At 55.0% G+C, this 13,573-nt stretch carries 8 protein-coding genes; 1 reads left to right on the top strand and 7 read right to left on the bottom strand.

Annotation, left to right across the window (positions count from 1 at the left end; translation table 11 throughout):
* Window positions 1–112: 112 nt before the first annotated feature.
* Window positions 113–745: a trypsin-like serine protease gene (locus tag HMPREF2547_RS03855; protein WP_016421901.1), complete on the top strand. Its 633-nt coding sequence runs from the start codon at window positions 113–115 to the stop codon at window positions 743–745.
* Between the two features lie 106 nt (window positions 746–851).
* Here the strand turns inward: HMPREF2547_RS03855 and HMPREF2547_RS03860 are convergent, their stop codons facing one another.
* The 7 genes from HMPREF2547_RS03860 to HMPREF2547_RS11075 form a co-directional block, all read right to left on the bottom strand.
* On the bottom strand, window positions 852–4,070 hold the full coding sequence (locus HMPREF2547_RS03860; protein WP_083296854.1) for an LPXTG cell wall anchor domain-containing protein: 3,219 nt from the start codon (window positions 4,068–4,070) through the stop codon (window positions 852–854).
* Window positions 4,070–4,981: an isopeptide-forming domain-containing protein gene (locus tag HMPREF2547_RS03865; protein ID WP_016421899.1), complete on the bottom strand. Its 912-nt coding sequence runs from the start codon at window positions 4,979–4,981 to the stop codon at window positions 4,070–4,072. The genes HMPREF2547_RS03860 and HMPREF2547_RS03865 overlap by 1 nt, the downstream gene beginning before the upstream one ends.
* On the bottom strand, window positions 4,974–5,987 hold the full coding sequence (locus HMPREF2547_RS03870; RefSeq protein WP_222865602.1) for a class C sortase: 1,014 nt from the start codon (window positions 5,985–5,987) through the stop codon (window positions 4,974–4,976). Before HMPREF2547_RS03870 ends, HMPREF2547_RS03865 begins: the two co-directional genes overlap by 8 nt.
* A gap of 237 nt (window positions 5,988–6,224) precedes the next feature.
* The gene (locus HMPREF2547_RS03875) at window positions 6,225–7,838 is read right to left on the bottom strand and encodes a SpaH/EbpB family LPXTG-anchored major pilin (protein WP_070604774.1); all 1,614 of its coding nucleotides are present in this window, start codon (window positions 7,836–7,838) and stop codon (window positions 6,225–6,227) included.
* Between the two features lie 680 nt (window positions 7,839–8,518).
* Window positions 8,519–8,878 (bottom strand): hypothetical protein, encoded by a 360-nt coding sequence (locus tag HMPREF2547_RS03880; RefSeq protein ID WP_070429229.1) that lies wholly within the window; start codon window positions 8,876–8,878, stop codon window positions 8,519–8,521.
* A 169-nt stretch (window positions 8,879–9,047) separates the two neighbouring features.
* Entirely contained in the window at window positions 9,048–9,803 is a 756-nt protein-coding gene (locus HMPREF2547_RS03885) for a class F sortase (RefSeq protein WP_070604776.1), read from the bottom strand.
* A gap of 9 nt (window positions 9,804–9,812) precedes the next feature.
* Window positions 9,813–12,845, bottom strand: a complete 3,033-nt coding sequence (locus tag HMPREF2547_RS11075) for a VaFE repeat-containing surface-anchored protein (protein WP_070604778.1) — start codon at window positions 12,843–12,845, stop codon at window positions 9,813–9,815.
* Between the last annotated feature and the right edge of the window lie 728 nt (window positions 12,846–13,573).

A 13,573-nucleotide genomic window follows, 5' to 3' on the forward strand; every position in this document is an offset into this window, starting at 1 on the left:
TCGCCCTCTAGGAAACCCAGCCTGAGGAAATGCTTTTCAATGTGCGGCATGAAAACGCCACAACCAGTTTTTGGGCCGCCACCGACCGACTCACTGAGGAGCAGATTTCCCCATGAATAGACCTTCATGGATTTTCACTGTCACTGCCGTTATCACGGCTACAACCGGGCTACCGGCCTACGCGGCCACCATCAACCAAGGCGATCCAGTTGTCATCATTCACGCTGATGGACCGCAAGCTAGTGTCTGTACAGCCGGCTATGTCGACAAGACCAACTCTCAGATTTATACCGCAGGGCATTGTGGACAAGATGGAGACACGGTGACGGATGGGACCTTTCAGAAAATTGGAGTATTCCAACCGTCTCCCACCTATGACCATTCACTAGATACAGGGAACGACATTGGAGTTGTCTCGCTTGACGACCCCGCTACTGCAGGTGAGAATTCGTATTCGGGCGATTCGACTCTATTCCCAACAGATGTTCAAACAGGCGAGACAGTCTGCATATACGGAAACACTACGGGGAGAGTTTCCTGCGGTTTAGCCGCTGATCGCGAGGCATACCAAATCGAGGACAACGCTCTACAGGTTCAGAACGTACACGCTCAACGAGGCGATTCCGGTGGCCCTGTATGGGTTCCGGAAAAAGGCGCTGTCGGCGTTGTATCGACTACCTGGAACATCATCGATGGGAACGGGCAGCAGCTTGGTTCCTATATCACCGCTAACTCACCCTGGTAAGAGGGCTTTGTTTGCGTAGGGCTTCCTGATGGTGGGACGCGAGTCTTGTTCTTTGTGCGGCCCAATGGGTTCTGTGCAGGCGACTGCACAGAACCCATTCTTGTTATTAGGACTGCTGGCGGCGAGTCCAGAACCAACCGCAGGCTGCGATTACCGCACCAAACAGTGTCCAGAGAAGGACTCCGTTTCCACCGGTCTTTGGCAGCTTACCGGTCTTGGTGTCGGTCACCTGCATGATCATGAGTTCACCGGAGCCTTCGGCCTTAATAAGCGGGCTACTGCCGCCTACCACCGAGACGGTGTACTCCTTAGTCTCTTGGTCAATTGAGATTTCAAAAGCTACTGGCTCTGGCAGCAGGCTAAGTCCTGCCGGCGCCATCGTTTCTACAAGGTAGAAAGTGCCAGTTTCAGTGATTTCAATTGACTTCTGATCAGGCGTGATGGTGTAGACCGGTCCTCCACTGAAATCCGGCTTACCACCAGCCGAGGGGTAGATATCGAAGGTTGCACCACCAAGCCCCGGTAGAATCTTGACTCCCTCACCATCGACGTACTCCGCCTTTTCCAAGGTCAGCTTGCCTGGCTTGGTGTCCGGCGCTTCGTAGTTATCGACAACACAGGAAATGGAAGACAGGACCTTATTGGATTCCGACATCTTTACACGGAAACCAAACTCGCCCACATTTTCCACCTTGAGAGGTGAGGTTTTCCCGTCGCGGGTTTGAGTACATACGGCGTTGTAGTCACCGGTGGAATCCAAGGTGTCACCGCGACGGAACAAGGTGTAGCCCTGCTTCTGCGTTTCAGTCAGAACCAGCGACTGTTCCCTCTCGCTTTCGATGTTCCACGATGCAGTACCCTTATCGGATTCAGAACCGGAGGTCACCTTCATCGACTGGTGAACCAACGGGCCATTACCAGAACCGATGACATTGTTATTTGCGGACAGGGTGAACTCCCAACCAGGGGCACCGTCTTCGAGAACCTTGCCGTTTTCATCGACAATCCTCTTCTTGACCTTCACTACACCGTTGCATCGTGTGGTTACGTCTTGGGCGATTGTTTTCATCTGTTCCGCAAGATTGCTGTAGTTAGACACCCTCACCGTGTCACCAGTGCCCGAGATATCCTCGCCCATGGTCTTGACACCACGTGCACCGTAGGTCCACCTAGACATGTCCGAAGTAACTGTGTTTAACCTCCCATTAGGCATCCGTTCAAACACCTGCAGGGCCTGGTTGCCTGCCGCGTCGTACGCCATTTTCAGATTCGCCATGGTGTCGGTGTTGATGTAATTGGCGTGCGAAGCCTTCGGGTGATCACTTCGAATTTTGTAGTAGAGGCCTGGGGCTTGTCCCGGATCTGCTTGCCAGCCAATGCGCTTGGCGTCTTTGAGCACCAGATCATTCGTTACAACGGGGCGTTGGCTGCTTCGCCCGCCAAGAGTCAGGTCGACCATGAGCGGCACAACACGGGTACCGGCAGCTTTGAGTTCGTTGGATGCTTTGATTGCGTCGTTGAGAGCACTAGCCTGAACGAATTCACCACCGATGCCCTTGCTCTTGATTGTCGAGGAGGTCGTGGGCATACCATCAGTGATGAAGTACACCACGTCGTAGTCGTTATCCTTGACCTGCTTCAGGCCCGCTTCCCAGTTCGTAGCACTGTTATTTGCGTTATAGCTCCAGTTCTTAACTACGTCCTTTGCTCGCTGGACGCCCTGCTCCGACAGCATTGAAATATATGGTGGGTTCTGACCGTGTGTCGTTCCAGCCTGATTAGCCGGACCGTCACTTGCGAAGTTATAGATGCCGAGCTCGGCTGGAGTGCCCTGCAGGGAATCGATAAATGCATTCGCGGCCTTTTTAGATGCTTCGAAACCATCAGTATCTGCGTAACGGAGCGATGTCGAAAGGTCTGCTACTACAGCAATACGCAGACCACAACGCTGTGGCATCGGCGGGTTAGGGACTCGCCCATGCACCCATTTGGCTCCATCTGGTGGCGAGATAATCTCCGGTGGTTTTGGCTCGTCCTTTTTCTCTCCATACACATCGAGGGTGACCTTCAAATTCTTGTTCTGCGAAAGATTATTAGTGAAAGTGAATACCGCATCCTTCGGTACAAGGGCAGAGTCAACCGGCTTACCATCCTTTACCGGAACAACGTCCATGGTGATGAAGCCGTTGCCAATATTGACGTTGCGTTTCTGCAGAGTTACGCCTGGCTCAATCTGGTCCAGAGTGAGGTTGTACTTCTGCGGATCCAAGAAGGTCGCGTCAGTCTCGATACGCACGGTTGCGTACTTCATGTGAGATTCCTCAGTCACCTTAGCCGTAAAGGCATTAGGCTTCTTCGGATCTACTGGGTCAGCTTTAACTGCAAACTCGTGGCCGATGGCATCAAAGTGACGCCCTTCGACAGCCGGTGGCTTGGGATCTTCAGAAGAATTTGAGCAGTCTTTAACTTCACCACTTAGATTGAAAGTCCACTCGGTACGCGCGTTCGGAGCAAGCTTAAACCCCGACTGTGCCATTGCAGTGACCTTGACTGTACCCGGCTTGTTCTGCTCGTAGACGTGCCGGCCAGCCGGCTTCTTCTCTGCGTTGAGGTAGTAATCAACACCCTTGGTGTCCGGGATATTGATGTACGCCTTCTCCACGCACTCCGGTGCAGTCGCGGGATCAACAAGGGTCGGATCCGCAGGAGTTACCGTTCCTGGTTCTGGCTCCGGATTCTCCGGCTCGGTGGGCTCAGTTGGCTCTGTCGGCTGGGTAGGCTCCGTCGGGTCAGTTGGCTCACTTGGGCCGGTGGGCTCAGTAGAGCCGTCGGGAGTACCGCGAAGGGTGACGGATACGCTGCCAGTTGCTGTCGAACTGTTGTAGTTCAATACTAAGTTAATCTTATCGCCCGCTTTCACCGTTTGATTCAATCCGCTGTGCACAATTTCAAACGGTGCCTTTTTCGATGCACCAGACCCTATATTTGGGGCGAACTGAGACGGAATCGTCCTGCCATTAATACTTAGCTCATATCCCTTAAGCCACTCTGATCCACCAACATTGAACTGAAGACTGTCAATCGTCGCGTCGCTATCAATAGTGAACTCAAATTTTGCATCGCCCGGATTGGGCTGCACCTTAATCTTGTTAAACTCATGCTTCGGCGGAGACGTCGGAATAACCTCCGTCTGCGCCTGTGCCTGTGGCGCATTGGGCGCAAACGCCTGACCGCTGACAACGAGAGCTACCGCTAGCAAAGCGGCCAAGAACATGCGAAGCGTAGTTCGCATTGAATCCGGCAAGCGGAATGTTGTCGAAAACATTAGTTCTTCCCACTTTCTGAGTTCTTCTTGCTAGCGGCGATAATGACGAATCCTCCGCCGATTAGTGCTGCAGCGGCAGCTACCAGGCCTGCTACCTGCACACCGGTGAGCGCCAAGGAGCCGGATCCTCCGCTACTTCCCGAGCTTGAGGATGAACCCGACGAGCCCGAAGGCGTCGAGGTACCAGGCTCATCAGGTGGCGTGGAGGTAGTCGAAGTGGTCGTCGAGGTTCCCGGTTCACCCGGAGTGGTCGGAGGAGTCTTCGGCGGGGTCGATGTGCCCGGCGTAGTCGGCGGAGTTCCAGGTGGTGTTGTCGGAGGGGTCTTCGGCGGAGTGGTCGGAGGCGTCGACGGTGGTGGTGTCTCCCCCGGCTTGTGCGACTTCGCCACAATGACTCCCTCTACAGGAGTGGAGTCATAGTCCGCGCCATAGAAAGGCACCGATACCAAGAAGGGGTTGATCTCCCGATAACTGTCGTTCGGAGCCGTCGAGGTCACAAGGTAAATACCCTCCGGCAGGTCACTGAATTTAACAGAGCCGTTTTCGTCAGTGACCTGGCTGAAGTGGAGGTCTTTTGGCCACTCGGCAAGCTCAGCTGCGGTGGCATTTTCCACCTTCTCGCGGTCCTGCTGGCTTGACGGCGAAATTCCCTTAAGACGATGCAGATGAATGGTCACGCCAGAAATAGAGCCCGACGCCGTCGAATTATCATCGTCCGGGTTTCCTGGGCTCAAGGTAATTCGCACAATGTCAGTGCCGCTTGTTGCTGAAACGCCTGGAGCGTCCACGCGTCCAACAATCCTGGCCGCGTTGGCGTCATTCGCGCCGATTGCACCCATCACTGCAACCAGAGCGCAGGCAGCTAAGAACGCAGCTATCCGGTTCCAGGTGGATGTCAAATATTTATTCATTGTCGTTTTCCCACCACGAAGTGTTGTTATTATCCTCGGATGCCGATTCGCTGCCGTCAGCGAGTTCATCGCTGTCTGCGTCGCCATCAGCAGTCTCGACGTCCGCGTTCTCAGCGTCGTCGTCAAGCTCTTCGTCGGCGTCGAGGCGCTGGCGCCAGAGCCACCACGCAAAGCCTGCGCCAAGCACAAGCACTGTTACAAGCAGGGCGTACATCCACCACTGCCATCCAGCTCCGTGCGTTTGGTCGAAGACATTGCTTTCCGACGGATCCATCGGCACTTGGTGCCCACGCACTAGCAGACGGTGCGTGTTGATTCCGTAAGGAGTGCAAGTGATGAGGGTGATGTAGTCCTGGCCTTCAATGGGACGAAGATCATCGGTCTCATGCGGAAGTACAACCTTGATTTGATCAATCTCGTACTTCAGCTTGTGACCTGCGACCTGGATATAGAAGGCGTCTCCCTCTTTTGCTTTCCGCAGGTTATCGAAGAGCGTTACGTTAGTAAGTCCGGTATGACCGGTAATGATGGAGTGGGTTCCAACACCGCCGACTGGAAGATCGGATCCGTATAGGTGTCCGAGCCCCTTAGCGAGCACCTCATCGCTGGTGCCGTGGTAGATCGGCAGGTCGGCCTTAATCTCTGGGAAGATTAGACGCGCCATCACGTCGGTAGCGTTTAGCTGATCGAGATAAGCGGCGTACTCAGGGTTGTGGTCATTAATTTCGTTAAGCCACGGGTCCAGAATCGGGCCGGTGGTGTGGCGCTCATTGTAAGAATGAGCACGCTCCCACTGTTCATCTTTAACTTCTTGGGGTACGGACTTCTCCAGCTTGGCGAACTCTTTGGCCGCCTTAGAGGTGCCGTAGTTATTCAATGCCGTGGAGACAACCGGGTACAGCATCACAAGTAAACCCACAATCACCAGAATTGCGGGGAGAACCATGCTGTTCTTTTTCGCCTGCTCAGGCTGATTAGGCTGCTCAGCTGATGCGTCCCGCGTCAGAGTCGACGCAGAGTGTTTACCCACGGAGGAACTCCCAAGAAGTCAATCAAAAAGGGATGTGGCCTTTCTCTTTCTCACCGGCATGGGAATGCCTGCTGTTGAAAAAGAGCACATCGAAAGGCCGCAACAGTAATTTCAGTGATGCGCAAACTACAGGAATGGCGTGCGCTGTTGAACGCACGCTATTCCCGCAACACTGGAGCTAAAGAGCTCCAGTGACCGAGCCTTTACTCGGGTTTAGTTCTTGGAACCGCGGCGGGCGAACCATGCACCAGCTGCGACGATAGCTGCACCGATAGCAGCCAGGATGCCAATACCGGCACCACCGGTCATCGGCAGGTTCGGGGTAGTGTCGTCGGAGTTAACGACCTCACCCGGGTTAGCGCCGACCTGGACGGAAGCCAGCTTGTAGACGCGCTCCGGGTCAGTCGAGGTAGCAACCAGCTTGAACTCGAGTGCCTCCGGCAGCAGCTCCTTGCCCTTCGGAGCCTTGGTCTCAATCAGGCAGTAGTGGGACTGGTCATCAGCGGCAACCTCAGCATTGTCTTCGAAGTCGTTGACGTGAAGACCGGTAATCTTGACGATACCGTCCTGGCCAGAGACGAAGGTGGTCTTAATTTCGCCGCCCTGCTGACCGTTTACCGGAGTCCAGGAATCCTTCTTGGTGGTGTCAATTTCGGAGCACTGCTTGCCAGCCTCCTGGCGGACAATCTGGAACTCGGCGCCTTCCAGACCCTTGCGGTTGCCATCGACCTTCTTGAACTGCAGGCCACCCCAGTAGGTCTTGACCTCCGGAGTCTCCTTCGGAGTGGAGTTTTCGGTACCATCCGGGTTGTTCTGGAAGACCAGAGCCTTGTTCGGCGCGATATCGGTATCCTTCGCGAACTCAGGCTTCAGCTTGGTGGTGATGGTAACGACGACCTTGTCACCGGCCTTGAGAGTATTTGCAACTTCTGGCTTCAGGGCGACGTCGACCTTGTTGCCCTCGAAGAACTTCCCATCAACATCCTGCGTCGGCTGGATCTCCTGGCCAGCGACCGTCACCTTCACGTCGGTGATTTCCAGCTTCGGGTCAATCTGGTCAGTGATCTGGAACTGGTTTCGCTCCGTGCCCGGCTTCAGCTGACGAGCAGTACCCGTGACGGTGTAGACCAGGTTTTCGTCGCCAGCGTTCTGGTCCTTGTCCTTGACGGTCTTGTCCGGCTCTTCGTCCTTGTAGTTCTTCGGGAACGCGTGGACATCGTAGTTCCAGCTAGTGCCCTGGTTATCCCCACCGTTATCCGCGGTCATCGGAACGAAAGCGATGAACGGAACAGCCGGGTCATAGCCTTCCTTCGGGCCGGTCTCAACAACCAGGTAAGCACCGAGAGGCAGTTCCGTGCCAACGTTCCACTTGCCGTCTGGGCCGGTCTTACCGGATGCAACCTCCGACAGGACACCCGCAGGCAGGTCACCCTTGAGAGCTGCGCCCTGAGAGAAGTCAGATGCCTTCAGCTTCGAAGCAGCCAGTAGGCCCTCGTTAGTGGTGACATCGATGTCGGTATTGCCATCTGCAGTCTTGTTGATCCTGTAAACGGTGAAGCCGACACCTTCAAGCTTCTGGCCACCGTTGGCCTCAACATCCTTGATATCAGCCTCGGTACCAGACGGCTGGCCTTCACCAGTCGGGTTACCGAACTTGTGAATGGTGAGCGAGCCCTTGGCGTTCTTATTCACCAGTGGAGAGTCGCCAGCAGCCTGGTTGATGGAGGGATCCTCCTGAGCGATTGCAGCCGGGGCGGAGACACCCATCGACAGACCGACGATGGCAGCGAAAGTTACCGAACGAGCGGTACGGGAGAACTTATTCACGAAAACAGGTCCTTTACAGAAGTCCAAAATGAAGCGACACGCTTCAATACGTCTCGCGATTCACTCCAGACGGCGACACCAACGTTCCCCGACTTGCCAAAACTGAGTTTTTCCTTAAGAAAAAGACCAGTTTGTCTAACCTTTTAAGCTTAAGCGTTATGAACTTTAATGTTTGAATGTCGAAACATTACAGCTCAAGCTCATTGCTCGCTCGGTTAACAGCGCTCAGTGAACCGCTTATAAATAACTTAACCGCTTAAACATCTGACCGATACCCCAAGGAGAACGGGCCGCGACACCTGGGCATGAAAACCCTTCGCATTCACACTTCGTACTACCTCCGCGATAGCTCTTTGCACTGTTCGCGACGGGCTTTTGCCCATTCACCCAAAAAAGCGTCAAGATTTCCTCGATTTATCCCCCTTCCCCCAATCAGGGCTAACCAGTTGGTTTGTATCAATAGCTTTTACCCCCTACCGCTATCGTCGCAGCGCACGCCGGGCAAATGAGGGCTCATCAACCTTCTCGTATTTGCTGTCACGACAACGTCGTCAAGCGAAAGCAAAAGGACACCCTCAAAAACCAAGTAACGCCCCGCGACCCACCGCCTTGTGCTAGGACCTGTAAAAGCACAGAGACAGTAAGCGACACGGGGCGCGCTGTGGCGTCACAAGAGGCGTTTAGAGAACCGCCCAGTAGTGAACATCGTTGTAGCCGTTGAGCTTGAGGACGTCACCAACCTGATCGACCTTCTTCTTGCCCTCGGGGGTCATACCATCCGGCATGATCTGCACGTCAGCGCTGTGGTCACCGGTGAAGGTGATGTTGACGTAGTCCTTGCCATCGCGATGCTCAAGCTCGAAGACGTAGCGATTGACGGCCAGCTTGCCCGAGTGCAGGAACCCGCCCTTGCCCGGAGCGACAACTGCAGTGTCAGCGGAGGTTGCAGGTGCAGCTACCGCCTGTGCGGCAGTAGCAACCGGAGCGGCAAGCACGAGTGCGCCCACACCCCAGACACCGATTTTCTTCAACATGCTCATAGGTACTTCCTTATCTTCAGTGTTTCTGCAGTGTTTCTGCAGATTTGATTTGTGTTTTCTGCGACTGTCGGCGCCGCTGTTGTTCGACGGCGTTCAACAGCCGCAGCCAATGAAATTGGTCAATGAATTGAGGCTGCGCCCCAGTGCCCTAGTGCCCTAGCGCACTGGATTAGCGCACTGGAGTGGCCTCGACGATGATGTTGTCGGCGTATCCCAACGTGCCGCCGACGAACTCGCCTCCGCAGGTAATGAGGACCAAGCGGTTCTCACCAACTGCATCGTTGACAGCCTCGGGCATCTGAGCGCCCTTGACCACCTGGATTGGATCCTTGCTGACGGTGAAGTCTCGGCTTTCGCCATCTACCTTCACCGTGACAGTGTCACCAGCTTTCAGGTCAGCGAAACGTGCAGCGTAGCCATCGCCCTGGTCCACCTCATTGACGTGACCGGTAATGACGGACGATCCAGCTGCACCTTTCTCACCCGGGATTGCGGAAGCCGAGTACCAGCCAAGGCGCGAAACATCGGTCGGTGGAATCAGAGATCCTTGATCAGTCAGCTGAACGAAATCAATCGGAGCCGACTTACCATCAATGAGCATCTCCATCTCGTGCACAGCTCCCCGAGAACCCTGTGCTGGAGTGGGCAGATTCTCCTGCGCACCATCGAGCGTCGAATCATTGCGATTGATCTGGCCAATCACCAGCAGAGCGATAACGCCGATTAACGCGATAGCGGCGATATACATTCTTGGCTGCTTCCACCAAGGCACGCTTTGTAGGTCTTCGGCTTGGCCGTCGGCCTGGTCTTCATCCTGGCCAAACGGATCAACGTGGCCGAGTGCGCCGGTTTCGGTTTCCGGATCGAATCCTGGTGTGTTGCCAGGTTCTTTACCGGTCTCGTCCGAGCCAAACTGATCAGTCATGGAATCTCCTTAGTTCGTGGCTACCGTCGGCAGAGCGTGAGTAGCCAAACCAGTCGGGCCAGACGGAACCGAACTAATTGCACGTCGTTCCGAGTTCGGAGCCAACGGCTTTCCGTGGTTCTTCTGCTTATCCTGGCCAGTGCCACCGATGATGGTGACGTTGGTGTTGTTCTGCTCCGAGTGCTGATTAATCACAGTGGTCGGGGTGGCAGAGTCGCTGGTAGGTGCAGAGGAATCGTCGTTAGGCGTGTTCTGCTCGCCCTCATCCTTCGGCTGCTCAGATGGCGTGTTCTCTGGGGTCTTGCCGTTCGTGACAGTCTGCTCCGCAGAGTTGATGTCCTTGTGAACAGCAACTTCCTTGCCATTGGCATCGGTCAGAGTCTCGAAGGCAACCTGGGAAGCGCAGTCGCCGTCAGTGATGATGATCGGAACATCAACCGTGCCGGCGGATGCCGTCGGCACAAAGTGCAGGCGGCTCCTAGCGCCAGTGGACTTGCCCGTCTCCTTGCACATCAGCTCACCGGTCAACGTGTACTTCGTGCCCGGCTTCAGGCCAGTGAAGTGCACGGTGTCGATGACGACAGCGCCCTTCTCAACCAGACCCTTGCCGGCAATACCGGCAGTAGTCGTGATGGCTGGGTTGTCCTCAGACTGCGCTGGGGTGCTCGGGTGGTTCGGCTTTTCCGGCTGGGCAGGCTTCGTCGGCTTGGACGGCTTTTCCGGCTGGGCAGGCTTCGTCGGCTTGCTCGGCTTTTCCGGCTGAGCGGGCTTAGTCGGCTTGCTCGGCTTCTCCGGCTGGGCAGGCTTGCTTGGCTTGGTCGGCTGAGCAGGCTTGCTTGGCTTGCTCGGCTTTTCCGGCTGAGCGGGCTTAGTCGGCTTGCTCGGCTTGCTCGGCTTTTCGGACTCGGACTTAGACGGAGTTGTCGTCTCAGACGGCTCTTCCGGCTGTGTCGTCTCCGGCTGCTCGGACGGCTCATCCTCGCTCGGAGTTACCGGAACGGTGGACGTGGTCGGCTCAGTCGAGCTGGTCTCCGGTGCGGTCGTCTCCTCGGACGGAGTTTCGCTTTCCTCAGTCGGGGTGTCTTCCGGCTTCTCCGGAACCTCTCCAGTCACGGTCTGGCTTGCGTCATTGATATCTGCGTGGTCAGCGATCTCATTGACCTGACCAGCGCTTTCCTTACCAGTCGAGTCGACCTCATCAGAGGTCAGGTGCTCGAACACGACAGCCTCAGCAACAGGAGTCTTAACAGAGTCAGACACCTCAAGAGTGACAGTCACAGTACCGCTTGCCGACGTCGGCTTGAACGTCGCCTCGCCATGACCAATCACAGAGCCATCAGCCTTATTAACCAGTTCACCGGAGAGGGTGTAGTTCTTACCAGGCACCAGGCCCTCGAAATGCACGGTGTCGACAACCTTGGCATTAGCCTCAATGCGGTTGCCCTGAAGCTCGGCTACCGTGCGCAGCTCCGGCTCCAGCGGCGTATCAGCTGGCTCGCTCGGCTTAGACGGTTCGGTAGTCTCAGTCGGCTCGGTCGGTTCCGTGGTCTGCGACTCAGTGCTGTCAGTCGGCTCGGTCGGTTCCGTCGGAGCGGCCGGCTTCGTGGACTCGGAGGTGTTAGGAGTAGTCGTCGAAGAGCTCGGCTGCTCTTCGCTTTCCGACGTCGCCGGAGTCTCAGACTCACTGGTCTCAGAAGTAGTGGTCTCGCTGGACGACGGCTCCGTTGTCTCCTCGGTCGTCGGGGTCTCTTCGGAGGTCGACGGCTGCTCCGGCTTTTCGCCGTGAACGGTCTGAGCTGCGTCGTTAATGTCCTCGTGGGAGGCGATCTCTACCCGCTGACCATCGGTGTTGTCCTGGCCATCGGCGGTGACCTCTGTCGAGGTCAGCTTTTCGAATGCAACAGCAGCGGAAACCGGCTCATCTACATCATCGGAGACGGTAATCATGACAGCCTGCTCACCCGAAGAGGTCTCCGGAGTGAATTCCACGCTGCCGGTACCCAGGATGCGATCAGCATTGGTCTTGTCCACCAGGGTGGCGTCCAGGCGGTAGTTCTTACCCGGAACCAGGTCGGTGAACTTCACGATGTCCTTAACCACAGCGCCCGCAACAATCTTGTTGCCGTTCAGGCGAGCCTGAGTGGAGATCGACGGCTTACGCGTGGTCGGCTTCTCCGGCTCGGATGGCTTGGTCGACTCGGACGGGGTCGTGGTCTCCGCAGGCGTGGTCGGTGTAGTCGGCTTCTCCGGCTCAGTCGGCTTTTCCGGTTCGGTTGGCTGTTCCGGCTCAGATGGCTTTTCTGGCTCGGACGGCTTCGCCGGCTCTGCCGGAACTTCACCGGAAGACGGAGTGACATTGTCAATCACAATGATGTCTTGTTTCTTACCATTGTTGAAAATGTAGCCAGTGCGGTTCGTACCGTCGACGGTGCCCTGACCGACGTTAGCCGGACCAGTGAGGTAGTCATAGACAGCCTTCGTCGATGGGTTGTGAATGCCCTGGGAGAAGTCAATGTCATCGGAGAAGTGCCACAGAGCGAACTGAGTTGCGTTATTGGCATCCAGCACATTCAGACGTCCTTTAACTCCAGCCGCCTTCCCCAGTTCATCCAAACCAACAGCTGGAGAACCGTGGTGCGCAATCCAGTTGAGCTTCCGGTATCGGTCAAAGTCGTTCCGCAGCTTGTTATTGGTATCTGTACTGCGCGAGAACTGACTGAAGTTCTGCACACGACCGGTGTCATAAAGATCACCGGCGACGCTGGCCTCAATGCAGTAACCCATTTTGTGGCTACCAAATGGTGTTGCAGCCTCGTCAAATGCCGCAATGAGTGGCCCAAAATCACGGACATTTCCATTGGCTTCAACACCCTTAACGGTTCCAGGAACACTCAGAATCTTCTGAATCGTCAGGGTTTCGCCAGTGTCTTCTGCATCCTGCGCATGCGCAATTATTGGAGATTTAGCGAAGAAAAGAGCGAGCACAGCCATGAAGCTAAATAGCGCCAACCAGCGCTTCTCGTTTGTAAAACGACCGAACATGAGCCCTCCCCCTTCCTTCGATTTCAGTGCGTTATACACCTTTCGCTACCTTTCCAGCCTTCAATTAACAATCAATGACCACGCATAAGCGTCTCCAGCCCCCATCACAGGTAGCCCAGTTGACATCGCCTTCTAATTCTCATTTATAGCGTTGGCCGCCCCCGAATATAACAAATACATTTTATGTTTGTTAGACCATTTAATTGGCACCCCTATTTCCTTTTATTTCAATGTCGATAATTGTTGTTTGCATATTTTTTCAGGGGTAGCCGTATGGATACCGGGCAAATACTAACGTTCCACCTTCCTCTACGACGCCTAGCCATTCAGCCCAGATAAACCTCCATTACCTGCAGATATGAAGATTTTTCAATAAATCTCCACCCATTAATTCGGGTTGAAATGTCTCCCATGTCACGATTCTTATAATTGTGAGATAAGGCACAGCCAACACCCCACCCCCACCTAATGAAAATGCACCCCAATAATTTTCCGGACGCAATAATGACACCTCTGAGCCATTTGCAAAAACCCCCTAGGCGCATTTAATAAGCCACATAATTGTGCCTTAATTGCGGCTGCATAAATATTTGCCTCTCCGCCCTAGCCCTCTCCATCTGCAGTTAATAGACAAAAATGGGTCTGATTCAAGACATTCCAGCAGATCACGTTATGTAAATCGCGCCTGAATAGAGGGCTGCAAATGTGAAACTGTGCGAGTTTATGAC

The sequence above is a fragment of the Corynebacterium sp. HMSC055G02 genome (assembly GCF_001809065.1).
In the GTDB taxonomy this organism is placed as follows: Bacteria; Actinomycetota; Actinomycetes; order Mycobacteriales; family Mycobacteriaceae; genus Corynebacterium; species Corynebacterium jeikeium_D.

Excerpts from the sequence above, each read along its gene's own strand:
- HMPREF2547_RS03855 (WP_016421901.1), top strand. The coding sequence starts at position 113 with ATGAATAGACCTTCATGGATTTTCACTGTCACTGCCGTTATCACGGCT.
- HMPREF2547_RS03860 (WP_083296854.1), bottom strand. The coding sequence starts at position 4,070 with ATGTTTTCGACAACATTCCGCTTGCCGGATTCAATGCGAACTACGCTT.
- HMPREF2547_RS03865 (WP_016421899.1), bottom strand. The coding sequence starts at position 4,981 with ATGAATAAATATTTGACATCCACCTGGAACCGGATAGCTGCGTTCTTA.
- HMPREF2547_RS03880 (WP_070429229.1), bottom strand. The coding sequence starts at position 8,878 with ATGAGCATGTTGAAGAAAATCGGTGTCTGGGGTGTGGGCGCACTCGTG.
- HMPREF2547_RS03885 (WP_070604776.1), bottom strand. The coding sequence starts at position 9,803 with ATGACTGATCAGTTTGGCTCGGACGAGACCGGTAAAGAACCTGGCAAC.
- HMPREF2547_RS11075 (WP_070604778.1), bottom strand. The coding sequence starts at position 12,845 with ATGTTCGGTCGTTTTACAAACGAGAAGCGCTGGTTGGCGCTATTTAGC.